The organism is Ancylobacter terrae (assembly GCF_045108345.1).
Taxonomy (GTDB): Bacteria; Pseudomonadota; Alphaproteobacteria; order Rhizobiales; family Xanthobacteraceae; genus Ancylobacter.
This window is the reverse complement of the sequence record NZ_JBJGXH010000001.1, coordinates 2327993-2353803: the sequence shown is the minus strand read 5'-3', so window position 1 is coordinate 2353803 and position 25811 is coordinate 2327993. Positions and strand designations below refer to the sequence as shown.

Here is a 25811-nt window from a genome sequence, read left to right as displayed (position 1 = left end):
AGCCGATGAACTGTCCTTCTTCCGCCGGCACGGTGCCGGTTTCCACCCTCGGCACGCCGCGCATCGGTCCGTGCCGCGAGCTGAAAAGCGCGCTCGAAAGCTACTGGTCCGGCAAGAGCGATGCGCCGGCGCTGCTGGAGGTGGGCGCGCGCCTGCGCGCCGCCAACTGGGCACGGCAGAAGGCGCTGGGCGTCACCAACATCCCCTCCAACGACTTCTCGCTCTACGACCACGTGCTCGATACGGCGGTGATGGTGGGGGCGATTCCGCCGGCCTATGGCTGGACCGGCGGGCCGGTGCCGCTCGACACCTATTTCGCCATGGCGCGCGGGGCGCAGGGTGATGAAGCCGTATGTGTCCATGGTCATTCGCACGGCCGTGAGCATGGCGTCCCGGCGCTGGAAATGACCAAATGGTTCGACACCAACTATCACTACATGGTGCCGGAATTCGCGCCGGGACAGCGCTTCGCGCTCACCTCCGCCAAGCCGGTCGAGGAGTACCGCGAGGCGAAGGCGCTGGGCTATGAAACGCGCCCCGTTCTGCTCGGCCCCGTGACTTTCCTCACGCTCGGCAAGGCGACGGAGCCGGGGCTCGACCCGCTCTCGCTGCTCGGCGATCTGCTGCCGGTCTATGTCGAGGTGCTGCGCCGGCTCTCCGCCTCGGGAGCGGACTGGGTGCAGATCGATGAGCCCTGTCTCGTCACGGACCTTGATGACGCCGCCCGCGCCGCATTACGCGAGGCCTATGGCTTCTTCGCCCATGCACTGCCCCGGCTGAAAATCATGCTCACCCCCTATTTCGGCCGGCTGGGCGACAATCTCGACACCGCGCTTTCCCTGCCGGTCGCCGGGCTGCATCTCGATCTGGTGCGAGGCGCCGGGCAACTGCGCGAGGTGGCGGACAAGGCGAGGGCGGGGCTCGTTCTTTCCTTCGGCGTCATCGACGGGCGCAATGTCTGGCGCGCCAACCTGCCGAAGCTGCTCGACACGCTCGAACCCTTCGTGCGCAAGCGCGGCACCGACCATGTCGAGATCGCCCCGTCCTGCTCGCTGCTGCATGTGCCGATCGACCTCGAGCCGGAGACGGGGCTCGATCCGGATGTGAAGAGCTGGCTCGCCTTCGCCGTGCAGAAGATGGACGAACTCGTCACGCTGGGCACCGCGCTCGCGGGCGGGCGGGAGGTGGTGCTCGGCAAGCTCGCCGCCTCGGCCAGAGCCGCCGAGGCCCGCAAGACCTCGACCAAGGTGCACGATAGCGCCGTCGCCGCACGCCTGTCGGCCGTCACGCCCGAGGATGCGCGCCGCGCCAGCCCCTTCACCCATCGCGCCGAACGGCAGCGTGCCCGCCTCGGCTTGCCGCTCTACCCCACCACGACCATAGGCTCCTTCCCGCAGACGCCGGAGGTGCGCAAGGCGCGCGCCGCCCATGGCAAGGGTGAACTAAGCGATGCGGCGTATGAGGCGTTCCTGAAGCAGGAAACCGCCCGCACCATTCGCTGGCAGGAGGAGATCGGGCTCGATGTGCTCGTGCATGGCGAGTTCGAGCGCAACGACATGGTGCAGTATTTCGGCGAGCAGCTCTCGGGCTTTGCCTTCACCAAGCATGGCTGGGTGCAGAGCTACGGCTCGCGCTATGTCCGCCCGCCAATCCTGTTCGGCGATGTCTCGCGCCCCGCGCCGATGACCGTCGCGTGGTGGCGCTTTGCCCAAGGCTTCACCGAGCGGCCGATGAAGGGCATGCTCACGGGGCCGGTGACCATCCTCAACTGGTCCTTCGTACGCGACGACGTGCCCCGCAGCCTCGCCTGCCGGCAGATCGCGCTCGCCATCCGCGACGAGGTGACCGACCTCGAGGCCGCCGGCGCGGCGATGATCCAGATCGACGAGGCGGCGATCCGCGAGGGCCTGCCGCTGCGCCGCGCGGACTGGGCGGCCTATCTCGACTGGGCGGTGGAGAGCTTCCGGCTGTGCGCCTCGGGCGTGCGTGACGCGACGCAGATCCACACCCATATGTGCTACTCGGAGTTCAACGACATCATCGCCGCCATTGCGGCCATGGATTCCGACGTCATCTCCATCGAGACCTCGCGCTCGAAGATGGAGCTGCTCGACGCCTTCGTCGACGATCGCTACCCCAACGAGATCGGGCCGGGGGTCTACGACATCCACTCGCCGCGCGTGCCGCCGGTCGAGGAGATGGTCGAACTGCTGGAGCGGGCGGCGCAACGGCTCGCGGCAGCGCAAATCTGGGTCAATCCCGATTGCGGGCTGAAGACGCGGCAATGGGAGGGGTGCGTCCGGCGCTCATCAATATGGTGGCGGCGGCGCGTCGCCTGCGCGGTCCTCTCGCGAGGGCAGCCGAATGAGCGGGGCTGCGGCCGCGGTGACGACACGCCTGATCGACATCGTCTTTCCCGGCGCCACCAACCATCACGGCACCCTCTTCGGGGGTGCCGGCCTCGCTCTCATGGATCGGGTTGCCTTCATCGCGGCGGCCGGGCATTCGCGCCGCGCCGTGGTCATGGCCGCGGCGCCGGCGGTCGCGTTCGCGCGCGAGATCAGGCCCGGCGCGATCATCGAGGTTGAGGCCCGGCGGGCACGCGCAGGGCGCAGCTCGATGACCGTGGAGACACGCCTGTGGTCGGAAAACCTCGGCACCGGCGAGCGTTATCGGTGCGGTACCGGCACGTTCGTCATGGTGGCGGTCGACGCCGACCATCGGCCAGTCCCCGTCCACGTGTGATGTGTGCAGGAGCCGACAGGCTCACTTGAACGGATCGCTCATGCATGTGAATGATACAATGTATCATTATACACGTGGAGAGCGCATTGATGATGGACTCACGTCTTCCGGTAACGGTTCTGTCCGGCTTTCTCGGTGCCGGCAAGACCACGCTGCTCAACCATGCGCTGGCCAATCGCGAAGGGCTGCGGGTCGCCGTCATCGTCAACGACATGTCGGAGGTGAACATCGATGCCGAGCTGGTGCGCTCGGGCGGCGCCAACCTGTCGCACACGCAGGAGACGCTGGTCGAAATGACCAATGGCTGCATCTGCTGCACGCTGCGCGACGACCTGCTGGCCGAGGTCCGCCGGCTCGCGGGCGAGGGACGGTTCGATTACCTGCTGATCGAATCCACCGGCATCGCCGAGCCGCTGCCCGTCGCCGCCACCTTCGAGTTCCGCGACGAGGAAGGCTTTTCGCTTTCCGACGTTGCCCGGCTCGATACGATGGTGACGGTGGTGGACGCGGCCAACCTGCTCGGGGATTTCGGCTCGCGCGACTTCCTGCGCGACCGCGGCGAGACGGCGGGAGAAGAGGATGAACGCACGCTGGTCGACCTGCTCACCGACCAGATCGAGTTTGCCGACGTGATCGTGCTGAACAAGGTGTCGGACGTAGACCCGGCGCGGCGCACCGAGGTACGTGCGGTGGTGAAGGCGCTCAATCCCGATGCCCGGATCATCGAGACCGATCACGCCGCCGTGCCGCTGAAGGACATTCTCGGCACCGGCCGCTTCGACTTCGAGCGGGCGCACGAGCACCCGACCTGGTTCAAGGAGCTCAACGGTTTCCGCGATCATGTGCCGGAAACGGAGGAGTACGGCGTTTCCAGCTTCGTCTATCGCGCCCGCCGACCGTTTCACCCGGAGAAGTTCAACGCCTTCCTGGCGCGGACATGGCCGGGCCTCGTGCGTGCCAAGGGACTGTTTTGGCTGGCCACGCGGCCGCGCCGGGTGGGCGAGATGTCGCTCGCCGGCGCCATCTGCCGCACCGGCTCGATCGGTCAGTGGTGGGCCGCCATCCCGACCGAGCATTGGCCGACGCAACCGGACTGGCGCTCGTGGCTTCGCTCGCACTGGACGCCCGGCTACGGCGACCGCCGGCAGGAACTGGTGTTCATCGGCGTGAACATGGACGAGGCGGCGATCCGCACGGCGCTGGACGCGTGCCTCGTCGGTCCGACGAAGCTGAAAGTGTTCGATCCGGAGCCGTTCCGGCACTTGCCGGATCCGTTTCCGGCGTGGGAGCGGGTATCGGCGTGAGGGCGGCTCAGCGGCGGGGGCCGTCGCTGAGCCACTCCCTCAATCCCACGCCAGCGCGCCGCCATTCTGGTATTCGATCACGCGGGTCTCGAAGAAGTTCTTCTCCTTCTTGAGGTCCATCGCCTCGCTCATCCACGGGAACGGGTTCTCGGCTTCCGCGAAGACGGGCGCGAGGCCGAGCTGGGCGCAGCGGCGGTTGGCGATGAAGTGCATGTACTGCTCGCACAACGCCGCGTTCAGGCCGAGGAAGCCGCGCGGCATGGTGTCCCTTCCATAGGCGGCTTCGAGTTCCGCGGCGTCCTTCAGCATGCCGCGGACCTCGTCCTGGAAGGCGGGCGTCCAGAGGTGCGGGTTTTCGTGCCGGATCTGGTTGATGACATCGATGCCGAAGTTCAGATGGATGCTCTCGTCGCGCAGGATGTACTGGTACTGCTCGGCGATGCCGACCATCTTGTTGCGCCGGCCGAGCGAGAGGATCTGCGCGAAGCCGGTGTAGAACCACATGCCCTCGAACACGACGTAGAACGCCACGAGATCGCGCAGGAACTGCTGGTCGGCCTCGGGCGTGCCGGTCTGGAAGGCGGGATCGTCGAGGCTCTGCGTGTGCTTGAGCGCCCAGGCGGCCTTGTCGGTGATCGAGGGCACCTCGCGGTACATGTTGAACAATTCGCCCTCGTCGAGGCCGAGACTTTCCACGATGTACTGGAAGGTGTGGGTGTGCACCGCCTCCTCGAAGGCCTGCCGCAGCAGATACTGCCGGCACTCCGGGTTGGTGAGGTGACGGTAGATGGCGAGCACGATGTTGTTCGCCACCAGCGATTCCGAGGCGGCGAAGAAGCCGAGATTGCGCTTCAGCATGCGGCGCTCATCCTCGGTGAGGCCGTCTTTCGACTTCCACAGCGCGATATCGGCCTGCATGGAGACCTCGGTCGGCATCCAGTGATTGTTGCAGCCGGAGAGGTACTTCTCCCACGCCCATTTATATTTGAGCGGCAGAAGCTGGTTCACGTCGGCGCGCGCATTGATCATGCGCTTCTCGTCCACTGTAACGCGGGCGGCGCCGCGTTCGATGGCGCCGAGGCCGGTGGCATCGCCCGCCAGCGGGGCAGGGACCGAAGGAATGGGCGCGGGTGCGGGTTTTGTATCGGACCAGTCGAGCATGGAGGTTCCTTGAGAGGGCGTCACGGCCGGGTCCGGCCCGGCCATCCACGACGTTCGTTGTGCGGGGAAGGCGTGGATGCCCGGCCCGAGGCCGGGCATGACGGTGGTTACTGGCAGGCTTCGCAGTCGGGATCGTTGATCGAGCACGCCTTGCCGAGGACCATGTCCGGCACGGTGGCGGGTGCTGCCGCGACCGTAGCGGAGACGGCGTTCAGCTTGCCGTCCGTGCCCTTCAGCGTCGATTTCTCGACATGGGTGGCCGAGCGCGAGCGCAGGTAATAGGTCGTCTTCAGCCCGCGCTTCCAGGCGAGCCGATAGGTCGCGTCGAGCTTGCGGCCCGAAGGGTTGGCGACGTAGAAATTGAGCGACTGCGACTGGTCGATCCATTTCTGCCGGCGGGCCGCCGCCTCGATCAGCCACGCGGCATCGATCTCGAAGGCGGTGGCGTAGAGCGCCTTGAGGTCGTCCGGGATGCGGTCGATCTGGCCGACGCTGCCGTCGTAATATTTGAGGTCGGACACCATCACCTCGTCCCACAGGCCGCGGCTTTTCAGGTCGCGGACGAGGAACGCGTTCACCACCGTGAAGTCACCGGACATGTTCGATTTGACGAAGAGGTTCTGGTAGGCCGGCTCGATCGACTGCGACACGCCGCAAATGTTGGAGATGGTCGCGGTCGGGGCGATGGCCATGGTGTTGGAATGGCGCATGCCGGTCGTCACCACCCGCGCGCGCAGTCCTTCCCAGTCGAGCGTGGATGAGCGGTCGAGGTCGAGCGTGCCGCGCGCCTCGGCCAGCAACTCGATGCTGTCGATCGGCAGGATGCCCTTCGACCACAGCGAGCCGTTATAGCTGGAATAGCGCCCGCGCTCGGCGGCGAGATCACAGGAGGCCGAGATGGCGTGGAAGCTCACCGCCTCCATGCTCTCATCGGCAAAACGGATGGCGGCGTCCGAGCCATAGGGAATGCGCAGCGCGTGCAGCGCATCCTGAAAGCCCATGACGCCGAGGCCGATGGGGCGGTGGCGCAGGTTCGAGCGGCGCGCTTCCGGGATGGTGTAGAAATTGATGTCGATGACGTTGTCGAGCATGCGCATCGCCGTCGCGACGGTGCGCGACAGGTGCTCCGGGTCGAGCCCGTCCGGCGTGATATGGGCGAGCAGGTTGACCGAGCCGAGGTTGCAGACCGCGACCTCATCGGCGCTCGTGTTCAGCGTGATCTCGGTGCACAGGTTCGACGAGTGCACCACGCCGGCATGGCGCTGCGGCGAGCGCAGATTGCACGGGTCCTTGAACGTCACCCAGGGGTGGCCGGTCTCGAACAGCATGGTCAGCATGCGCCGCCACAGATCGACGGCGCGGAGCTGCTTGAAGACCTTCATCTCGCCGCGCCCGGCCTTCGCCTCATAGGCCTCGTAGGCGACCCTGAACGCCGGCCCGGAGAGATCATGCAGGTCCGGCGTCTCGTCGGGCGAGAACAGTGTCCAGTGCCCGTCGGCCTCCACACGCTGCATAAACAGGTCCGGCACCCAGTTGCAGGTGTTCATGTCGTGGGTGCGCCGGCGGTCGTCGCCGGTGTTCTTGCGCAGGTCGAGGAACTCTTCGATGTCGATGTGCCAGGTTTCCAGATAGGCGCAGACCGCGCCCTTGCGCTTGCCGCCCTGGTTGACCGCGATGGCCGTGTCGTTGGCGACTTTCAGGAACGGCACCACGCCCTGGCTCTCGCCGTTGGTGCCCTTGATGTGGGCGCCGAGGCCACGCACCCGCGTCCAGTCATTGCCGAGGCCGCCGGCATATTTGGAGAGCAGCGCGTTGTCCTTGATCGACTTGAAGATGTTGTCGAGATCGTCGGACACGGTGGTCAGGAAGCAGGAGGCGAGCTGCGCGCGCGGCGTGCCGGAATTGAACAGGGTCGGCGTCGAGGCCATGAAGTCGAAGGACGACAGCAGCCGGTAGAACTCGATGGCGCGGCCCTCGCGGTCGACCTCGCGCAGGGCGAGACCCATGGCGACGCGCATGAAGAAGGCCTGCGGCAGCTCGAAGCGGGTGCCGCGCGCGTGCAGGAAATAGCGGTCATACAGCGTCTGCAGGCCGAGATAGTCGAATTGCAGGTCGCGCTCGGGCAGCAGGGCGCTGGCGAGCCGGGCGAGATCGAAACGGGCGAGTTCGGGGTCGACGAGCTCCTCGGCGATGCCGCGCGTGATGTAAGCGCGGAAATACTCGCCGTAACGCTCGGCCATTTCGGACTGCGTCGCCTGATCCGGCGTGCCGGCGAGGAAGCTCAGCGCCTCGCGGCGTAATTTGTCGAGCAGCAGCCGGGCGGACACCTTGGCGTAGTTCGGCTCGCGCTCGATCAGCGTGCGGGCGGCGAGGATGGGGGCGAGCGCGAGCTCGTCCTCGCTGATGCCGTCATAGAGATTGCGGCGTGTCTCGGCGAGAATGGCGTCGCTCGAGACCTCGGCGAGGCCGGCGGTGGCCTCGCCGATGACGGCGGCGAGCCGCGCCTCGTCGAGCGGCAGCAGCGTGCCACTCGCCAGTCGCAGGCGCAGCGCGGTGGTGGCCGGCGCCGTCGCCGCGCCGGCTCGGGTCGCCGCGCGTTCGCGGGCACGCTCTTCCCGGTAGAGCACATAGGCGCGGGCGACCTTGTGGTGTTCGCCGCGCATCAGGGCGAGTTCCACCTGGTCCTGCACGTCCTCGATGTGGAAGGTCCGGCCCGCATCGGCGCGGCGGGTGAGACCGGAGACGATCTGCGCGGTGAGGTCCGCGACGATGTCGTGCACGCGGCGCGAGGCCGCGGCGGACGAACCCTCGACGGCGAGAAAGGCCTTGGTGAGCGCGATCGCGATCTTCGCGGGGTCAAAGGGCGTCACCGCGCCATTGCGGCGGATGAGCTGGTAGCCCGGCGTGCTGGCCGGGCCCGCCCCGACCGAGGCGGGAAGAAAAGGCGGTTCGACGACCGGCGCGGTATCGTGAAGGAGAGACATCGGCAAACCCCAATCAGCATTGGGGGCAAAGGCCGAGCGACGCATCGGCGCCACCGACGGCATAGCACCGGCGGACGCGCGAACGCACCACCGGGACACCCCGCCCAGGGACGATTATTCTGTCAGGGCAGGTCTCCTGGCTCGCGGGTCACCACCTCTCGCCCGGCCTTCCCGGAACTCTCGTTCCAGTGACGCGGAATGGACGACAGGCTCGCCGCTTACAGTTGCGGGGGCAGCGCCGGCATTGCCATACACGGCTCACCAGCTTCCCTCTTAGCTCTCTCATCTTGCGATTCGAGAGACCGTGACCACTATATTTAGGGTCCATGCCTGGGCGGTCGTCAAGATCTGGATTGAGGCGGAGGCGCCTTGTCCTCGTCCGTGTGGCGAATGGGCCAGATCATGGTATCGGGAGGCTCCCTCCCAATGTGGAGTTCGCATCCTAAAAGCCACTGCCAAGGTTTAAGACATTGCCGATACTCGCGGCAGTGGCGCCGGCCTTGTCCGGCTCGATGAAGCCCATGGGGTGGCGTGCGCTGTTGTAGAAGGCCTCGGCCTCCCACTGCCTCCAACAGGAAGAGGCGCGGCGGCTTTAGGTTGATCTTTTTGGTATAAGCTTCAGCTCGTCTTCGCTCACTTTGCGATCAAGCCTCGACTGACAAAGGGCCGGGGGCAGGGGATGCGCATCACACGCGTCGCGCTTTCACCGCCGCCGGCGCGACATGGCTTCTCGACGTCGCCGTCCAGCGTGGAAGCTGCCGGGCTCAGGATGAGCGGCCCAGCTGCCGCTCAAGCTGATGCAGGCTCGTCTCGCAGCGCTCGGCGATCTCATCGACATCGTTCTCGGTGACAATGAGCGGCGGGGAGAAGCCCAGCACGTCGCCCATGCAGCGCGCGACGAGGCCATTGCCATAGGCGATGCGGTCGAACGCCATGCCGACCTGCAGGTGCGGATCGAAGGGGGTGCGGCTCGCCTTGTCGGCCACCAGCTCTATGCCCAGCATGAGACCCGCGCCACGCACCTGCCCGACGATGGGCGAGGCGCGGCCGATCCGCTCGAAATGGCCGCGAAGGCGCGCGCCCATCGCCCTCACATGCTCCACGACGTTCATTTCCTCATAAATGGCGAGGGCTTCGAGCGCGACCGCCACGCCCACGGGATGGCCTGAATTGGTGAAGCCATGGCCGAAATTGCCGCCGGCCTTGTTGAACTCCTTCACCGCCTCATAGATGTCCGGCGCCAGGACCACGGCGGAGATGGGGAAATAGGCGGAGGACAGGCCCTTGGCGAGCGCCATCATGTCCGGGCTCGCGCCGACCGTGTCCTTGCCGAACCATTCGCCCGTCCGTCCGAAGCCGCAGACGATCTCGTCGTCGAGAAAGAGGATGTCGTACTTCTTCAGGATCTGCTGGATCCGCGGGAAATAGCCGGCGGGCGGCAGGATGATGCCGCCGCCGGCATTGATCGGTTCGGCAATGAAGGCGGCGATGGAATCGGGTCCCTCGCGCAGGATGAGGGCCTCCAGCTCGCGCGCCAGCCGCTCGACGAAGGCCGCCTCGTCCTCGCCCTCCAGCATGCCGCGATAGGCGTCGGGGCACAGCGTGTGCAGGAAGCCCGGCAGCGGCAGGCCGAACTCACGATGCATGAAGCCGAGGCCGCACATGGAGGCCGCCGCGATGGTGGAGCCGTGGAAGGCCCGGTCGCGCGCGATCACCTTGCGCTTGGTCGGCTTGCCCCGCACCGTGTGGTAGACCCAGGCGAGCTTCACCATGGTCTCGTTCGCCTCCGAGCCGGAGGTGGCGAAATAAGCCTTGCCGCCGGTCATGCCGGTGAGGTCGACCAGCTTCTCGGCTAGCTCCGTCGCCCCCGGCAGGGTGCGCTGGAAGAAGGTGTGGTAGAAACCGAGCTCGGCATATTGCCGGCTTGCCGCGGCGGCGAGGCGCTCATTGGCGAAGCCCAGCGAAGCGCACCAGAGCCCGGCCATCGCGTCGATATAGGGTTTGCCGTCGGCGTCGTAGATGCGGATGCCCTCGCCGCGCGTGACCACGATCGGCCCGTGTTCCTCCATCTGCCGCGGATTGGTCTGCGAGTGCAGGTGGAAGGCGATGTCGCGCCCCTCGAGCGAGTTCGTCATCACGGGCTGGTTCATGGCTCACCTGTCGTGTGTTGATGGCGAATGGTCCGCTGCCGCGCGCGCAATCCGCAGCAGCTCGGGGCCACGCCTTTCGTGAAGAAGTCCGATTTCATCCTGCGTCGCGGGGCGATTTCGCTCGGCGACGCCGGACAAGGGCAGGATGGCTAAGGAGAGGTCGCGTCGTTCAACCGGCCGGCCGATACGGCTACCGTCGCTCCCCGGAGCGGAGCCGATCGCCATTTTCTCCAGAATGCCGCGAGGTTACGGCGGTGTCAATAATTATTCCGTCAAACGGACTTATTAGATGTGGCCGCAGGATCATGGCGTGAGACGCGCCCCGCTTGCCTGATCGAAAACCATGACATCGCTCGCGGGAATCTCCGCACGGACGGCTTCGCCTGGCTGGAGCCGGCAGAATCCGGGCTGCGCCGCGATCAGGGAGCCACCGTCCCAGTCGATGACGATGTGGCTTGATGGCCCCACCGGCTGGACGAGCCGGACCGTGCCGGCGAACGTTCCGCTGCCGAGGCGCACATGCTCGGGCCGCACGCCGACTTCCACCGCCTGTCCCGCGGAAACGGCGAGGGCGGGAGGCAGCCCCAGCACCTGGCTGCCAAGCCGCACCGCCGGGCCGCCCGCATGGGCCTCGACCACGCCGGCGAGCAGCTCGATCTGCGGGTTGCCGATGAAGGAGGCGACATAGCGCGTGGCGGGGCGGGCATAGATCTCCTCCGGCGTGCCGAACTGTTCGACCCGGCCGCGATTCATCACGGCGATCCGGTCGGAGATCGACATGGCCTCTTCCTGGTCATGCGTGACGAACAGCGAGGTGACGCCCAGGCGGCGATGCAACTGCTTCACCTCCGCCCGCATCTTCACGCGCAGCGCGGCGTCGAGATTGGAAAAGGGCTCGTCGAACAGGAAGATGCGCGGCTCGCGCACGATGGCGCGCCCGATCGCCACCCGCTGCTGCTGCCCGCCCGAAAGCTGGGCGGGCAAGCGCTCCAGCACATGCGACAGTTCGAGCGCGGTGGTGACGGCCTTCACCCGGCGGTCGATCTCGGCACGTGGCGTGCCGCGCATGCGCAGGGTGAAGCCGATGTTCTGCGCCACCGTCATATGCGGATAGAGCGCATAGTTCTGGAACACCATGGCGACGTCGCGTTCCACCGGCGAGAGCTCGTTCACCCGCCGGCCGGCCAGCAGGATGTCGCCGCTGGTGCAGTCCTCGAGCCCGGCGACCATGTTGAGCGTCGTCGTCTTGCCGCAGCCGGAGGGGCCGAGAAGCGTGACGAACTCACCGGCCGCGATGGCAAGGTCGACATCGCGGCAGACCTGCACGCTGCCGAAGCTCTTCGCGACGGCGCGCAACTCGATGGCCGGCGGCACCGAGGCGGGTGACGAGTGCATGGCCGGGGTCATCCTTTCATCATTCCGTCGGCGAAGCCGCGCACGATCCAGTTGCGGAAGATCACGGCGAGCAGGATCACCGGCACGACGCTGATCAGCGCGGCGGCCATCATCTGGCCGAACACGGTCTGGTACTGGCCGGCGAAGGCGGCGATCACCAGCGGCACGGTCTGCGCCGACTGGCGCGTCAGGATCAGCGCGAAGAAGAACTCGTTCCACGCCTCGACAAAGGCGAAGACGGCGGCCGCGCCGAGCGGGGGCAGCGAAATCGGCAGCACGATGTGCCAGAACGTCCCGATCACGCCCGCGCCGTCGATCGCCGCCGCCTTTTCCAGTCCGTCGGGGATGCCGAGAAAGAAATTGCGCAGGATCCAGATCACGATCGGCAGGTTGAACGAGAGGTAGACGACGCCGAGCGAGAACAGATTGTCGATCAGGCCGAGCCGGCTGATGACCAGGAACAGCGGAATGGCGATGGCGATGCTCGGCAGCATCTGCGTCGCCAGTACAAGGAAGGCGACGGTGCTGGCGCGCGGCACGGAAAGCCGGGCCAGCGCATAGGCGGCCGGCGCGCCGAGCGCGAGGGAGGCGCAGGTGGCGAACAGCGCGACGATGAGCGAGTTCAGCATGCCGCGTCCCAGCGCCGCCGCCGAGCCGAACACCGTGACGAAGTTGCCGATGGTGAGATTCTGCGGCGACAGGTCGGGCGGCCGGGCGATTAGCGCCCGCTGTTCCAGCATGCTCGACAGCGCCAGCCACAGGATCGGCGCCGCCGACCAGACCACGAAGAGCACGAGGCCGGCGCAGGTGAGCAGCCGCAGGCCGGGGCCGCCGCGGCGATGGCGCGCATAGCTCATCGCGCGGCCTCCCCCGCCGGCCGCACCAGCCGGATGTAGAGGATCGCCAGCAGGACGGTCATCGCGAAGATGACGTTGGCGATCGCCGCGCCATAGCCGATGTCGAGGAAGTTGAAGGTCACGCGGTAGGCCAGGAAGTTCAGCAGCACCGTGGCATCGGCCGGTCCGCCCCGGGTGAGCACGAAGACGAGATCGAACACGCGCAGCGACCAGATGGTCTGCAGCACCACCGCAACGGCGATGGCGGCCCGCATGGAGGGCAGCGTGACGTGGACGAACGCCTGCAGGCGGTTGGCGCCATCCATGTAGGCCGCCTTGTACAGCACCGACGGCACGCGCTGGAGCCCCGCCAGAAGCAGCAGCGCGACAAACGGCACCGACTTCCACACATCGACCAGCAGCAGGAAATTGAGCGCGGAACGCGGGGTGCCGAGCCACACCTGATAGTGGTCGATGATGCCGAGCGACTGCAGCAGGCCGTTCAGCACGCCGTAATTGGCGTTGAGGATCCACTTCCACAGCACGGCATTGGCCACCGGCGCGATCGCCCAGGGCACCACCAGCAGGACGCGGAACAGGCCGCTTCGCCCGAACGGATGGTTGAGCAGCAGCGCGATGGCGAAGGCGATCAGCACCACCAGCACCACCTCCGCCGCCGCGAAATAGAGCGTGTTCACGAGGGCGCGTCGGAACGTCTCGTCGGCGGCGAGCCGCTGGAAATTGGCCCATCCTGCGAACTGCCGGTCGATGCCGCCGGCGGCAAGCTGCACCTTCTGGAAGGCCAGGAGCAGCGAGTCCACGATGGGGTAGCCGAGGATCGCCAGCAGCATGACGATGGCCGGCGCGACAAAGATCAGGCCGGCGGACCGCCGGCGCTGTTCATAGGTGGCAGGGGACGGCATCGGGGCAATCAGCCGCGACGCTTCACGATGGCGGTGACGAGATCGGAGGCATCGGCGATGGCCTGCGCCGCCGTCTTCTGGCCCTGCAGCGCCTTCTGGACTTCCGTGCCCAGCGCCTGCGTCACCTGGTTGAAGTCCGGCGTGACGAAGCTGTTATAGGGGTGCTTGGCCTGCTCCAGTACCACGGCGGCGTTGGGCAGCTTCTGCTGTACTTCGGGGTCGGCGAGCACCGACAGCCGGATCGGCAGCCAGCCCGTATCGAGCGCCTGCCGCTTCTGGACGTCGGCATCAAGGTAGAATTCGACGAGCTGGCGGGCGAGAACCGGGTTGGCGCTGGCCTTCGTGACGGTCCAGGCGTCGGTGCCGTCGATCGAGGCGCTGCCGGCGGGCCCGGCGGGCAGGATCGCGCTGCCGAGCTTGCCGACGATCTGCGACTGCGCGGGGTCCTGCGCCGCGTTCCACATGAAGGGCCAGTTCATCATCATCGAGGCCCGTCCCGCCATCAGGACGTTGGTGGCGTCATTGATGCCGGCATAGGAAATGGAGCCGGGATCGGTGCCCGGCATCAGGTCCATCATCATCTGCAGGGCCGCGACGCCGGCATCGCCCTTGAAGACCGGCAGGCCGTCCTCGCCATACATCTTCCCGCCCGCCTGCTGGAGGAACGCCATCCAGTAGCTGGCGGTGCCGCCGATGCCGGCAGGGTCGCCGTAATTTGCGACGAAGCCGTAGCGGCCGGCGCGCGTCAGCTCCTTCGCCGCGCGCTTGAACTCGTCCCAGTTCTTGGGCGCTGCGTTGAAGCCGATTTCGGCGAGGTGCTCCTTGTTGTAGAACAGGGTGAGCAGCGACAGCGTGAACACCGCGCCGTAGCGCTTGCCCTGCCAGGTTACGGTCTCGAAACTGGAGGCCGGCAGGTCGTCCACCAGCGTCTTCGGCAGATCGTCGGCGAACGGCGCGAGGAAGCTGACAAATTCCGGCACCCAGCCGCACATATAGACCACGTTCCACGGCGCCGAGCCCGAGGCGAAGGCAGTGGCCATGCGGTCATGCAGCTGCGGCCATGCCAGAAGATCATAGCTCACGCTGGCGTTGTGCGCCTTCTTCCAGGCCTCGAAGGCGGCCTCGGCGAACTTCGCCGCGCCCGGCGGCGCAGGGTCGGGCGGCAGGGGCCCGAAGACGCTCAGCGCGTCGGCCGCGCGGGCGATGTCGACAGGCAGGCTGGCCACAGCGCCGGCCGCGCAGGCGGCCAGCAACATGTCGCGACGCGAAAGCAGGACAGACATTGATGGACCCCTTCTGGCTTTTGACTTACGCCTTGCCACCAGACTGCGAGGGGTGGCTTGCGCTGTCAATAATTATTCCGTCAAACTGACTTATTAATTTACGTGGTGCCATATGCTGTCCGCGACGAATGCCGTGAAGTCGAAGTCGCTCAACCTCTGGGTGGTTCTGGAGGCCATTCGTATTCGCGGCCCCATTCCCCGCATCGTCATTTCGGAAATCACCGGTTTGTCGAAGCAGGCGACCTCCGATCTGGTCGAGGAACTGCTCTCCCTCGGCTTCGTGCAGGAGGAGAAATCGGGTGAGCGGCGGGTCGGCAAGCCGCCGAAGCCGATCGCGGTTCGTGCGGATGGTGCTTTCACCCTCGGCTTTCACGTCGATTTCGGGATGGCCAACGCGGTGGTGATGAATCTCGGCGGCGCCGTGCTCTATCGCGAAGCCCATCCGCTCGGCAGCGTCGATGTCACGACGGTGGCGCAGACGCTCGCCGCGATGGTCCCCCGGCTTCTTGCCCATGGCGGGGGAGGGCGGTTTCTGGGCATTGGCCTTGCGACGCCCGGCCCGTTCGACGTGCCCCGCATGAGCCCGCCGCGCCTGCCGGGGTGGGATGGTCTCGCCCTGCGGCGTGCGCTGGCGGAGGCGACGACCCATCCCGTGGCACTTGCCAATGACGGCCAATGCGCCGTCACCGCCGAAGCCCGTTTTGGTGTCGCCGCGCGCCAGCTGCGCGATTTCGTCTATCTCTATATCGGCGATGGGCTCGGCACCGGCATCATGATCAACGGCGCGGTGCTGGCTGGCGCCCGGGGGAATGCCGGCGAACTCGGACACACCATCGCGGTGCCCGGCGGACATACATGCGTGTGCGGCAAGAAAGGGTGCCTGGAGACCTATGTCAGTGTCGAGGCGCTGCGGCGGTTCCTGGCGTCGCGGGAGGCCGGCCTGACGCAGGCGCCAGATCTGGACGATCCCGTCGCGGCCGATCATCCTCTCGTAGCGGAATGGATCGAGCAGGCCGTCGTTCCGTTGCACGATGGCATCAACACGCTGGAAAACCTGTTCGATCCCGAAACCATCATGATCGGCGGCAATGCGCCGGCCTGGCTGATCGACGCCCTCATCCGCATGGTCGAGCCGCTTCATGAATCGATCGCCCTGCACCGTGATCGTGCCTTGCCGCGCCTCATGCGCCCCGATCTCGGTGCGGACGCCGTGGCGCGCGGGGCCGCGACCCTGCCGATCCTCACCCTCCTCAACCCGCATTACCGGAGCGGGGACGACGCGAGGAACGAGGTGGAAAGCGAGGGCTGATCCGCCGGAAAATGGAGGATGGCAGAGCTGGCGGCATGGAGTAAAACACCAACATGCCACACGACAGCCGTTCCCCGACGACCAGCAACGCCCTGCCGAGCACCGGATATTCCGGCCCCCTCGCGTATCTCGAAGCCAGCATGCCGAGCCTGCCGAATGTTCTGGCGCGCACGGCGCTCTACATCGTCGAGAACCCTGAAAAGGTCGTCCGCTTTTCGCTGAAGGAGCTCAGCCGGCTGTGCCGGGCCGGCGAGGCCAGCATCATTCGGCTGTGCCAGATGTCGGGCTTCGACGGCTTCTCCGATTTCAAGCTGGCGCTGGCCGGCGAACTGGCCGTGCGGGACACGGTCGGGACGGAGTCGGTGCCCAAGGACGAGCACCAGCTGCTCACGCTCGCGGGCGAACTTTCCCGTTCGGTGACGCGCACGGCGGAAGGGCTCGATCTCGCGCTCGTGCAGCAGGTCGCCGACCGGCTGCGCCCGCTTCATCGCATCGACATTTACGGTTCGGGCGTCTCCGGCATCATCGCCGAGCTGTTCTCCTACCGGCTTTTGCGCTCCCGCCTGAACGCGCATGCCTTTCGCGATGTCACCCTCGCCCATGAAGTGGCGAACGGTCTCGGCCCCGATTCCGCGGCGATCGCCATTTCCGAATCCGGCGTGACCCTCAACACCGTTGATTTCCTGCGCACGGCGCGGGCGGCGGGGGCTTATTGCGTCGCGGTCACGTGCCACCCGAAAAGCGCCCTGGCGCGGCACGCCGATGTGGTGCTGCCCATGGCGAAGCTGAACATCCCGGCCTATGGCGGCTACATCAACGCCGTGCCGCGGGCCGTCTATATCGCGGAGGCGCTAGCCGCGCTCGCGTCGCCGCGCGGATCCGACAATGACGCTTGATGGAGTTTTTCTCCATTGATAGCGTCATAAAAATGAAGTAATGCTCCATTAACGTCCCGCTCATGAGGACGTCGCGCCCACTCGGGCTGGATCTTGCGCAGGCGTGGAGTTTTGCTCCGTACCGCGATGGCGCAGGCAACTGAACGGCACCATAAACAGAGGGCGACCGTGCCAATGGGGACATCATCGCGTGGCCTGAAGATAAGGGGCCTCGGCAAGCATTTCGGCGATACGACCGTACTTCGGGGGCTCGACCTCGATGTGATACCGGGAGAATTTCTCTGCCTGCTGGGTCCTTCGGGCTGCGGGAAGTCCACGCTTCTGCGCATTCTCGCGGGTTTCGAGGAGCCGACCGAAGGCACCGTTGAGACCGAGGATGGTGCCAGTCTCATCGGCGTCATGCCGAGCCGTCGCGACATCGCGATGGTGTTCCAGAGCTTCGCGCTCTATCCGCATATGAGCGTGCATGAGAACATCGCCGCGCCTCTGGTGATGCGACAGATGTCCTGGGCGCAGCGCCAGCCCCTGCTGGGCGCCCTCCTGCCGCGCGGCCGCGCACGTCGCGGCGAGATTTCCAGCGCCGTGGAGCGCGTTGCCGCGCAGCTGCGCATCTCTCATCTTCTGGCGCGCAAGCCCGGCCAGCTTTCCGGCGGGCAGAAGCAGCGCGTCGCCATCGGCCGCGCGCTGATCCGCGAACCGCGGCTGTTCCTGATGGACGAGCCGCTGTCCAGCCTCGACGCCGCGCTGCGGACGGAGATGCGCGGCGAGATCGTCGAACTCCAGCGCCGGCTCGGCATCACCACCATCTACGTCACGCACGACCAGACCGAGGCCATGACCATGGCCGACCGCATCGTGCTGATGATGGACGGCCGGGCGCTGCAGATCGGCACACCGGCAGAGATTTTCCATGATCCGCGCCACATCGCCGTGGCCAGGTTCCTCGGCACGCCGGCGATCAACATCCTGCCGGGCGAAACATCGGGGCGTCGCGTCCGGTGTCTCGGGCGCGATCTTCCCGTCACCACGACGGAGCTGGCGGACCGCCCGGTTCAGATCGCCGTGCGGCCGGAGGACATGACGGTGCGTAGCGCCGGAAAGGGAGGCGGCAGCGCTCCGTCGTGGATGGCGACGGTCGAGCGCCTGGAGCCGATCGGGCATGAGACGCTGGTCCATGCGCGCGTGGATGACGGACCACGGGTCATCGTCCGCCTGTCCGGCCCGCAGCTCGCGGGCTTCGCAATGCCGGCGGATGCCCGCGTGGCGATCGGGTTCGATCCCGCCGCCCTCAAGCTGTTCGACGAGAGCGGTGCGCGCCTGATCCACATTGCGGGCGACCGCGAGGTGGCGTCGGTGCCGCGTCGTGCGGAGGCGTCGTGATGAGCGCCACCTCTGTCCTCCCGCTTGTCCGGCGACGGCCGGCGGTGAACCGGGACGCCGTCCATGGGCTGCTGCTGGCCGGGCCGGCCATCCTTTTTCTTTCCATGCTCATGGTTGCGCCGATCTTCGTGGTGTTTGGGCTGAGTTTCACCGACTACAGCCTCGGCGCGATCCGCGTCTCCTTCATCGGTCTCGGCAACTATCAGCAGATCGCCAGCGATGCCCGCGCGCTGGGGGCAATCGGCCACACGCTCGTCTATGTCGCGATCGTGGTGCCGCTCGCGGTGCTGCTCGGCCTGTTCCTCGCCCTGCTGATCCAGGAGCGTCAGAGGCTGCGGCATACTTACGAGGTGCTGTTCTTCCTGCCCGCCACCAGCACCTTCGTCGCCATGGCGCTGGTGTGGCAGTTCCTGCTGCACGGTCGGATCGGGCCGATCAACGACTGGCTGGTGTGGATTGGCGTGGGCCGGATCGACTTTCTCACCGATCCGGCAACGGCCCTGCCCACGCTGGCGGTCATCGGCGCCTGGCAGCTCGTGGGTCAGACCACGATCCTGTTCCTCGCCGGCCTCTCCTCCGTATCGTCCGACATCTACGACGCGGCCGCGCTCGACGGGATGGAGGCGGGCTGGGACCGCTTCATTCGCATCACCTTCCCGATGCTGGGGCCGACGACGCTCTTCGTGGTCGTCACCACCACGATCACCGCCTTCCAGGCCTTCGACGGGGTCGCGGCGCTGACGCAGGGCGGGCCTGCCGGTTCGACCGAAACGCTGCTCTACAAGATCTATCTCGAGGCCTACCAGTACACCAATATGGGGTACGCCTCGGCTCTCTCGATCCTGTTCCTGGCATTCATCGCGGCGTTGTCGATGTTCCAGATCTTCGTCGCGGAGAAGAAGGTGCATTACTCATGAGCGCACCAAACGCTTCGACCGATATGCTGCGCACGGCCGGCACGAATGCAGTGCTCATGGTGCTTGCCGCGATCATGCTGCTGCCCTTCGCCTGGATGCTGCTGACCGTGATGCGCTCGCCGGCGGAGATCTTCAGCGATCCGTTCGGCTTGCCGCAGGGCTTCGGCATCGTGGTGGAGAACTTCCACCGCGCCTTCACCACGGTGCCGATGGCGCGCTTCCTGTTCAACGGCGCCATCGTGGTGACAGTGCTGCTGTTCCTTCAGCTCGCTGTGTCGATACCCGCCGCCTATGCACTGGCGAAATTTCCGTTCGCGGGTCGTAACCTGCTGTTCGGGCTGGTCGTGGCGGCGCTGTGCGTGCCCATTCAGGTGCCGATGCTGCCGATCTACATCGCCCTTGCCTATGCCGGAGCGCTGGACAGCTATTTCGCCCTGATCTTTCCCTTCCTCTTCTCGCCCTTTGCGATCTTCATGCTTCGGCAGCAGTTCAAGGCGTTCCCGGACGAGATCATCCAGGCGGCCCGGCTCGATGGCTTCAGCGAGATCCAGATCCTGCTCAAGCTCATCGTGCCGAGCGCGCGCCCTGTCATCGCAGCTTTCGCGGTGTTTTCGATAACGGCGCACTGGAACGATCTCTACTGGCCGCTGATCGTCGTCTCGTCGCAGGACATGGCAACGCCGCCGCTCGGTATGCTGTACTTCCGCGATGGTGACCTTGGCACCGACTACGGTGCCCTGATGGCGGGAGCGATCGTCACCGTGACCCCGGTGATGGTCATCTTCCTCATCGCCCAGCGTCAGTTCATCAAGGGGCTGACCATGACGGGCCTCAAATGACCTAGACATCCGCCTCCCGCCGAGGCGGCTGCCCCCTGACCCAGCTTTACCGCGTTCATCTTCATCTTCTGCTCAGGAGGCGATACCCCATGTCCAAATGGATACAGTTCCTCGCGGCCGGCTGCCTCGCCGCCGCGGTGGCGAGCCCGGCGTTTGCCGAGCCGGTCACGCTCAACGTACAATATGCGTGGCCCTCGCATAAGCGCTTCCACGATCCGCTGGCGGAAGCCTTCATGAAGACGCATCCGGATATCCGGATCAATTATCTCGCGCCGGCGGCGAGCTACACCGATGGCCAGCAGCGCATCCTGCGCGGTGCCGTGACCGGCAACCTGCCGGATGTCTGGTACTCCGGCTACAGCTACCTGAACGAGCTGGTTCGCACGCTGGAGCCGCGCGGCGAGATTGTCCCGGTCGCCGATTTCCTCGGCAAGGAAAGCCCCGAGTGGGTAAAGGCGAACTATTCCGAGCAGACGCTGCGGCTCGGCCAGGTTCAGGGCAAGCAATGGGCGCTGCCCTTCACCGCCTCTACCGCCATCGTCTATTACAACAAGGATCTGCTCGACTCCGTCGGCGCCTCGGCCGGCGACCTGGGCAGCTGGGACGGCATTGTCGCGACGGCGAAGAAAATCTCCGCCGCCGGCAAGGCGGACGGCATGTCCTATGCCGCGAATGAGTGGGGCGACGACTGGCTGTGGCAGGCGCTCATCCTCAACGCCGGCGGCCACATGATGAATGCCGACAGCACCAAGGTGACGTTCGGCGACGATAGCGGCAAGAGCGCCGTGGCGCTGCTCCGCCGTTTCGTGACCGAGACCGGCATGCCCTTCCTCGACGAGGATCAGGCGATCCAGCAATTCGCCTCTGGCAAGCTGGGCATCTTCATCGGCTCGACCGCCGAAGTCCGCGTCATGGGCCAGACCATCGGCGGCAAGTTCCAGTTGGGCACGGCGCCCTATCCCAAAGCCACCAAGGGCGAGGGCGGACTGCCGACCGGCGGCAGCGCAGCGGTCGTTCTGACCAAGGACGCCGCCAAGCAGCGCGCCGCGTGGGAATTCCTCAAGTTCGTCACGGGGCCGGAAGGGCAGAAGATCGTGGTGCTGGGCTCGGGCTACATGCCCACCAACCTGCGGACCACCGATCCGGAGTATCTCGGCAATTTCTACAAGGAGAACCCGGACTGGACGACCAGCCTCAAGCAGTGGCCGATCGCCAAGCCGTGGTTCGGCTATCCCGGCGGCTCCGGCCCGCGCATCTGGGACGAGCAGAAGGTCGTGCTCTCCAAGATCATGCGCGGCCAGGTCACGCCGGACGAGGGCCTCGCCTCCCTGGTCGAGCTGACCAGCCGTCTGGCGCTTGCCAAGAACTGACGTTCTCCGGACGACAACGGCGCGCGAGCTTGAACCCTCGCGTGCCCCTTCGGATGCAGGAGCGCCCCCCATGAGCAAGATCATCCAGCTCTCCGATCTTCATCTCTGCCCGGAGGGCGAGCGCGTCGTGGGTTTCGATCCTGAAGCGCGGCTCCGGACGGTTCTCGATGCGGTGCGGCGCGAGCATGCCGACGCCGACCTGTGCCTCGTCACCGGTGATCTCACCGATCGCGGCGACGAGGCGTCCTATCTGCGGCTGCGCGCGCTTCTGGCGGATTTCCCGGTGCCGCTCTGCCTGATGCTGGGCAATCACGACAGCCGCGCGCCCTTCCGCCGCGTCTTTCCGCAGGCTGAGGACGACGGCGCCGGCTTCGTGCAGGGCGCCATCGACCTCGGCGATCAGCGGCTGGTCTTTCTCGACACGCTCGACGAGGCATTTCCCAGCGCCGGGCACCTGTGCGCGCGCCGCCTCGCCTGGCTGGAGGCGACGCTCAAAGCCGAGCCGACCAAGCCGACCCTGCTCGCACTGCATCATCCGCCCTTCGATCTCGGCATGGAGTATTTCCGCTACATGCTCCTTGCCGAGGGAGCGGAACTGGAAGCGCTGCTGGACCGGCACCCGCAGGTTGTCCATCTCGCCGTCGGCCACGTCCATGTCCCGGTGTTCGGGCGTCGGCGGGGCCGCTCCTTTTCGGCGGCGCGCGGCACCTGCCATCCGCTGCTGCCGCCCTTCAGCGGCATGGCGGCGGACTATGTCGACCGTCCGCCCTCCTACGAACTGATCCTGTTCCAGGGCGAGACGATCATCCTCCATCACATGCAGGTCCAGCCCGACGAAACGCCGGTTGCGCGCGAGGTCGCCGATCTCGACGGGGGCCCCGGCACCCTCGACATCTTCAGAAACGTCTAAGTCATGAGTACATCGATGCCTTTTTCCCTCTTCATCTGCGATTGCGATGGTGTGCTGGTCGACAGCGAAGTGCTGGCCTGCCGTGTCGACGCGGAAGAACTCGCCCGTCGCGGCTTTGCCGACTACACGCTGGAAACCGTGCTCAGGCGGTTCGCCGGCGTCTCGCAGGCGGACTTCATGGCGACGGTGGAACGGGAAACCGGCCGCTCCCTGGGCGAGGACTTTGCCGAGGCCGTGGCTTCACGCGTCAAGGAGCTGCTGCGCACGGAACTGCAGCCCTTGCCGGACGTGGGAGCTATTCTGGCGTCGCTGCCGCTGTCGAAATGCGTCGCGTCGAGCAGCGCGCCCGCCAAGCTCGATCTCGCGCTCACCGTCACCGGGCTCAAGGGTCAGTTCGCGCCGCACATCTTCAGCTCGGTTATGGTCGAGCGCGGCAAACCGGCTCCCGATCTGTTCCTCTACGCCGCCAACGCGCTTGAGACGCCGGCGGAGCGCTGCTGCGTCATCGAGGACAGCGTGGCCGGCGTGACGGCGGCGCGCGCGGCGGGGATGGAGGTCATCGGCTTCACCGGCGGGGCGCATTGCGGGCCGAACCACGCCGAGCGCCTGCGCGAGCATGGCGCGTCCACGACGGTCGAGCGCTGGACGGACGTGCCCGCCGCGCTGGAGAGGCTGGCGAGCTGATCGGCCCGCATCTTTGGCCCGCGCCGCCGTGTTGTGAAACAGGAGGTCCCCCATGCTCGACCTGATGGGCGCTGTCGCGCTGCTGCTGTGGGGCCTGCGCATGGTGAAGACCGGTGTCGAGCGGGCGTTCGGCGCGCGTCTGCGGCGCTGGATCGGGGCCGGCACGCGCAACCGTTTCCTCGCCTGTGGTGTCGGGCTGGTGGCCACACTCGCGCTGCAGAGCAGCACCGCTACCGCCCTGATGACAGCGGCCTTCGCCGGCAGCGGCTATATGAGCGGCGCGATGGCGCAGGCGGTGATGCTGGGCGCCAATCTCGGCACCAGCCTCGTCGCCCGCCTGCTCTCGTCCGGCCTGGAGATGCTGGCGCCGCTGCTGATCGCCGCCGGCGTCGCCACCTTCACTCTGACGACCACGCGCGCCTGGCGCTCGGGCGCCCGCGCCGTGCTGGGCGTGGGATTGATGTTACTCGCACTGCATCTGCTCGGCCAGGCCACGGAGCCGATGCGCCACGCGCCGGTGCTCGCCGCGCTGATGGCGGCGCTCGGTGCGGTGCCGGTGCTGGCCGTTCTCGTCGCGGCGGTGCTGGCCTGCGCGGCGTCCTCGAGCCTTGCCGTGGTGCTGCTGGCAATGGCGCTCGCCGGAGGCGGCGGCCTCGCGCCATCGCTGTCGCTTGCTTTGGTGCTTGGCGCCAATCTCGGCGGCGCCGTACCCCCGGTGCTCGCCAGCCTCAAGGGCATGCCGGCGGGGCGGCGGGTGACGCTCGGCAATCTCCTGATCCGCATCGCCGGCTGCGCGCTGGTGCTCCCCGTCGCCGGACCGCTGGCGGCGTTGCTCGCCCCGCATGTGGGTGATGCCGGCCTCTTCGTTATCGACGCACACATCCTGTTCAACCTCGCTCTGGCGATCATCGGGCTGCCGTTGCTGGACCCGATGGCGACTGCGATGCGGCGGCTGGTGCCGGATGTGCTAGCCGCACCGGACGGTCCGCGCCATCTCGATCCCGCCGGTATCGACACCCCGGCGATCGCCCTCGCCAATGCCGCGCGCGAGACGCTGCGCATCGGCGATCGCGTTGCCACCATGCTGGAGGGAAATCTGGAGGCGTTGCGCCGCGACGACACAAGGCTCTGCGCCGCAGCTGCCACGCTCGACGACGAGGTCGACCGGCTCAACGAGGCGGTGAAGCTCTATCTCGCGCGCCTGTCGCGCGCCGAACTTAGCGAGGCCGATGCGGCCCGCTCGAGCGAGATCGCCGATTATGCGGTCAATCTCGAGCATATCGGCGACATCATCGACCGCAACCTGCGGCAGATCGTATCGAAGAAGATCCGCCATCATCTCAGCTTCTCCGTCGAGGGACGGGCCGAAATCGATGCGTTCTACGAGCGCACCCTTGCGAACCTGCGTCTCGCCCAGAGCCTGTTCCTCGCGCGCGATCCCGACCTCGCCCGCCAGCTTGTCGAACTGAAAGTCGACGTCCGGCGGTTCGAACAACACTCGGCTCAGAGCCATTATGAGCGGCTGCGCGACGGGCGGATGGAGAGCGTCGCCACCAGCGCGCTGCATCTCGACATTCTCCGCGATCTCAAACGGATCAACGCCCACATCGCCTCGGTGGCCTATCCCATCCTCGAGCAGCAGGGCGCTCTGCGCGAGAGCCGGATGGTGAAACACTCTGCCTAGAAGCTAATGCGGGGAGATCCGACCCCTCATTCTCGCAGGCCGATCATCTTCGGTTGAGGGCAGAGACATGCCCAAGCCTTCTTCCCTGAATGCGCTGGTGCTCCGGTGCGCGGGCGAAGCGTCGATCGACGCAGTGCCGCGGCAGGCACGGGACGGGCGGGCCTTCCTGCCGCGGCCGGGCGGCCAAGCTCCACCTACACGGTCGGCGCTGTGGTCGTTTCGCTGCCGGGTTCATATGTGAGAATATCCCCCGGCTGGCAGTCAAGGTAACGGCAGATTGCCTCCAACGTGTCGAATCGTATGCCTTTGACCTTTCCCTGCTTGAGCAGGCTGAGGTTCGCCTCGGTTATACCGATATATTCGGCAAGTTCCTTGGACTTGACGTTTCGCCGCGCCAGCATCGCCGCAAGACTCACTTTGATGGGCATGGTGATCAGACGAACTGACTGTTTTCTTCGGCGAGCACGGCGGCTTTTTCCATGGCCCAGGCCAACGACGCGACCACGCCTGCAAACAGCGCAAGGATCATCACGTCGGAACTGATCTCGATGGCGATCTGCTTGGGGCCGCCATTCCAGCTCGACGCCAGCATGAACAGCATACCCGCGAATGGCTTTGCCAAAGCGCTCAGCCCGGTGCCGAGAGCAAAATCGCGCAGCCCGGCAATACCCTCGGCAGCGAAGGGGTGCCCTGTCGCGAACTGCGCGAGACAGACGCGGAGCCGCAACAGGCCCCAACTCATGGGCAGGAGATGCAGAAGCGCTGTGGCGATCGCGACCATCTGCATGCCGGTGCCGTGGGCCACGGGCTGGGAACTGAGCAGCCAATAGCCGATAGCCAGTGCTGGCAACAGCGCCGCCAGTCCCGCCGCCACCACGCCCAATGTGCTGAACGCGAGACGTGCCCGCGGCGACAGCCTCAGGGCAGCCGCCGACCCCACCTCACGGACGCAGGCGCCGGCACTTCGGTTCAGCATGGTGCTCTCCCTTCGATCGGGCTTGAGCTATGAGCCAATAATTATTGTTTGACAATAATTATTGG

General features: G+C 66.4%; 20 protein-coding genes, 1 pseudogene and 1 riboswitch. Of the genes and pseudogenes, 12 read left to right on the top strand and 9 right to left on the bottom strand.

From position 1 onward, the window contains the following. Nucleotides 1-5: 5 nt before the first annotated feature. The 3 genes and pseudogenes from metE (at nt 6) to zigA (ending at nt 4049) form a co-directional block, all read left to right on the top strand. Nucleotides 6-2368: pseudogene (metE, locus tag ACEUEL_RS11310) on the top strand (5-methyltetrahydropteroyltriglutamate--homocysteine S-methyltransferase). Further along, the gene (locus ACEUEL_RS11305) at nt 2365-2745 is read left to right on the top strand and encodes an acyl-CoA thioesterase (RefSeq protein WP_405704922.1); all 381 of its coding nucleotides are present in this window, start codon (nt 2365-2367) and stop codon (nt 2743-2745) included. Before metE ends, ACEUEL_RS11305 begins: the two are co-directional and overlap by 4 nt. A gap of 89 nt (nt 2746-2834) precedes the next feature. Then, nucleotides 2835-4049, top strand: coding sequence for a zinc metallochaperone GTPase ZigA (gene zigA / locus ACEUEL_RS11300; protein WP_405704920.1), 1215 nt, complete (start codon nt 2835-2837; stop codon nt 4047-4049). Nucleotides 4050-4088: 39 nt separating this feature from the next. Here the strand turns inward: zigA and ACEUEL_RS11295 are convergent, their stop codons facing one another. The 7 genes from ACEUEL_RS11295 to ACEUEL_RS11265 form a co-directional block, all read right to left on the bottom strand. Continuing rightward, nucleotides 4089-5210, bottom strand: coding sequence for a ribonucleotide-diphosphate reductase subunit beta (locus tag ACEUEL_RS11295; RefSeq protein WP_405704917.1), 1122 nt, complete (start codon nt 5208-5210; stop codon nt 4089-4091). Nucleotides 5211-5317: 107 nt separating this feature from the next. Next, nucleotides 5318-8194, bottom strand: coding sequence for a ribonucleoside-diphosphate reductase subunit alpha (locus ACEUEL_RS11290; protein WP_405704915.1), 2877 nt, complete (start codon nt 8192-8194; stop codon nt 5318-5320). Nucleotides 8195-8303: 109 nt separating this feature from the next. After that, nucleotides 8304-8516: riboswitch (cobalamin riboswitch) on the bottom strand. Nucleotides 8517-8958: 442 nt separating this feature from the next. Continuing rightward, entirely contained in the window at nt 8959-10344 is a 1386-nt protein-coding gene (locus tag ACEUEL_RS11285; protein ID WP_405704912.1) for an aminotransferase, read from the bottom strand. A gap of 303 nt (nt 10345-10647) precedes the next feature. After that, nucleotides 10648-11739 (bottom strand): ABC transporter ATP-binding protein, encoded by a 1092-nt coding sequence (locus ACEUEL_RS11280; protein ID WP_405704909.1) that lies wholly within the window; start codon nt 11737-11739, stop codon nt 10648-10650. Nucleotides 11740-11747: 8 nt separating this feature from the next. Then, nucleotides 11748-12596: a carbohydrate ABC transporter permease gene (locus ACEUEL_RS11275; protein WP_405704906.1), complete on the bottom strand. Its 849-nt coding sequence runs from the start codon at nt 12594-12596 to the stop codon at nt 11748-11750. Further along, on the bottom strand, nt 12593-13498 hold the full coding sequence (locus ACEUEL_RS11270; RefSeq protein WP_405704904.1) for a carbohydrate ABC transporter permease: 906 nt from the start codon (nt 13496-13498) through the stop codon (nt 12593-12595). The genes ACEUEL_RS11275 and ACEUEL_RS11270 overlap by 4 nt, the downstream gene beginning before the upstream one ends. An 8-nt stretch (nt 13499-13506) precedes the next feature. Next, nucleotides 13507-14781 (bottom strand): extracellular solute-binding protein, encoded by a 1275-nt coding sequence (locus ACEUEL_RS11265; RefSeq protein WP_405704902.1) that lies wholly within the window; start codon nt 14779-14781, stop codon nt 13507-13509. A 112-nt stretch (nt 14782-14893) separates the two neighbouring features. Between ACEUEL_RS11265 and ACEUEL_RS11260 the strand changes: the two genes are divergently transcribed. The 9 genes from ACEUEL_RS11260 (at nt 14894) to ACEUEL_RS11220 (ending at nt 24770) form a co-directional block, all read left to right on the top strand. Further along, nucleotides 14894-16090, top strand: coding sequence for an ROK family transcriptional regulator (locus ACEUEL_RS11260; protein ID WP_405704899.1), 1197 nt, complete (start codon nt 14894-14896; stop codon nt 16088-16090). Between the two features lie 53 nt (nt 16091-16143). After that, a complete protein-coding gene (locus ACEUEL_RS11255) occupies nt 16144-16986 on the top strand; it encodes a MurR/RpiR family transcriptional regulator (RefSeq protein ID WP_405704897.1) in 843 nt (280 codons plus the stop codon). A gap of 174 nt (nt 16987-17160) precedes the next feature. Next, nucleotides 17161-18366 (top strand): ABC transporter ATP-binding protein, encoded by a 1206-nt coding sequence (locus ACEUEL_RS11250; protein ID WP_405704894.1) that lies wholly within the window; start codon nt 17161-17163, stop codon nt 18364-18366. Beyond that, nucleotides 18366-19283, top strand: a complete 918-nt coding sequence (locus ACEUEL_RS11245) for a carbohydrate ABC transporter permease (RefSeq protein ID WP_405704891.1) — start codon at nt 18366-18368, stop codon at nt 19281-19283. Before ACEUEL_RS11250 ends, ACEUEL_RS11245 begins: the two co-directional genes overlap by 1 nt. Then, nucleotides 19280-20122, top strand: coding sequence for a carbohydrate ABC transporter permease (locus ACEUEL_RS11240; protein ID WP_405704888.1), 843 nt, complete (start codon nt 19280-19282; stop codon nt 20120-20122). Before ACEUEL_RS11245 ends, ACEUEL_RS11240 begins: the two co-directional genes overlap by 4 nt. Nucleotides 20123-20211: 89 nt before the next feature. Further along, nucleotides 20212-21492 carry an ABC transporter substrate-binding protein gene (locus tag ACEUEL_RS11235; RefSeq protein ID WP_405704886.1) on the top strand — a complete coding sequence of 427 codons (1281 nt, stop codon included), beginning with the start codon at nt 20212-20214 and terminating at the stop codon, nt 21490-21492. A 70-nt stretch (nt 21493-21562) separates the two neighbouring features. Then, nucleotides 21563-22402 (top strand): phosphodiesterase, encoded by an 840-nt coding sequence (locus ACEUEL_RS11230; RefSeq protein ID WP_405704883.1) that lies wholly within the window; start codon nt 21563-21565, stop codon nt 22400-22402. A gap of 15 nt (nt 22403-22417) precedes the next feature. Next, nucleotides 22418-23086, top strand: a complete 669-nt coding sequence (locus ACEUEL_RS11225) for an HAD family hydrolase (RefSeq protein ID WP_405704881.1) — start codon at nt 22418-22420, stop codon at nt 23084-23086. 52 nt (nt 23087-23138) lie between these two features. Further along, the gene (locus ACEUEL_RS11220; protein WP_405704878.1) at nt 23139-24770 is read left to right on the top strand and encodes a Na/Pi cotransporter family protein; all 1632 of its coding nucleotides are present in this window, start codon (nt 23139-23141) and stop codon (nt 24768-24770) included. Nucleotides 24771-24964: 194 nt separating this feature from the next. Here ACEUEL_RS11220 and ACEUEL_RS11215 read toward each other — a convergent pair whose 3' ends face one another. Together ACEUEL_RS11215 and ACEUEL_RS11210 are read right to left on the bottom strand one after the other, a co-directional pair. Further along, on the bottom strand, nt 24965-25198 hold the full coding sequence (locus ACEUEL_RS11215) for a helix-turn-helix domain-containing protein (RefSeq protein ID WP_405704876.1): 234 nt from the start codon (nt 25196-25198) through the stop codon (nt 24965-24967). A gap of 5 nt (nt 25199-25203) precedes the next feature. Next, nucleotides 25204-25746: a hypothetical protein gene (locus ACEUEL_RS11210; RefSeq protein WP_405704874.1), complete on the bottom strand. Its 543-nt coding sequence runs from the start codon at nt 25744-25746 to the stop codon at nt 25204-25206. Nucleotides 25747-25811: the final 65 nt, after the last annotated feature.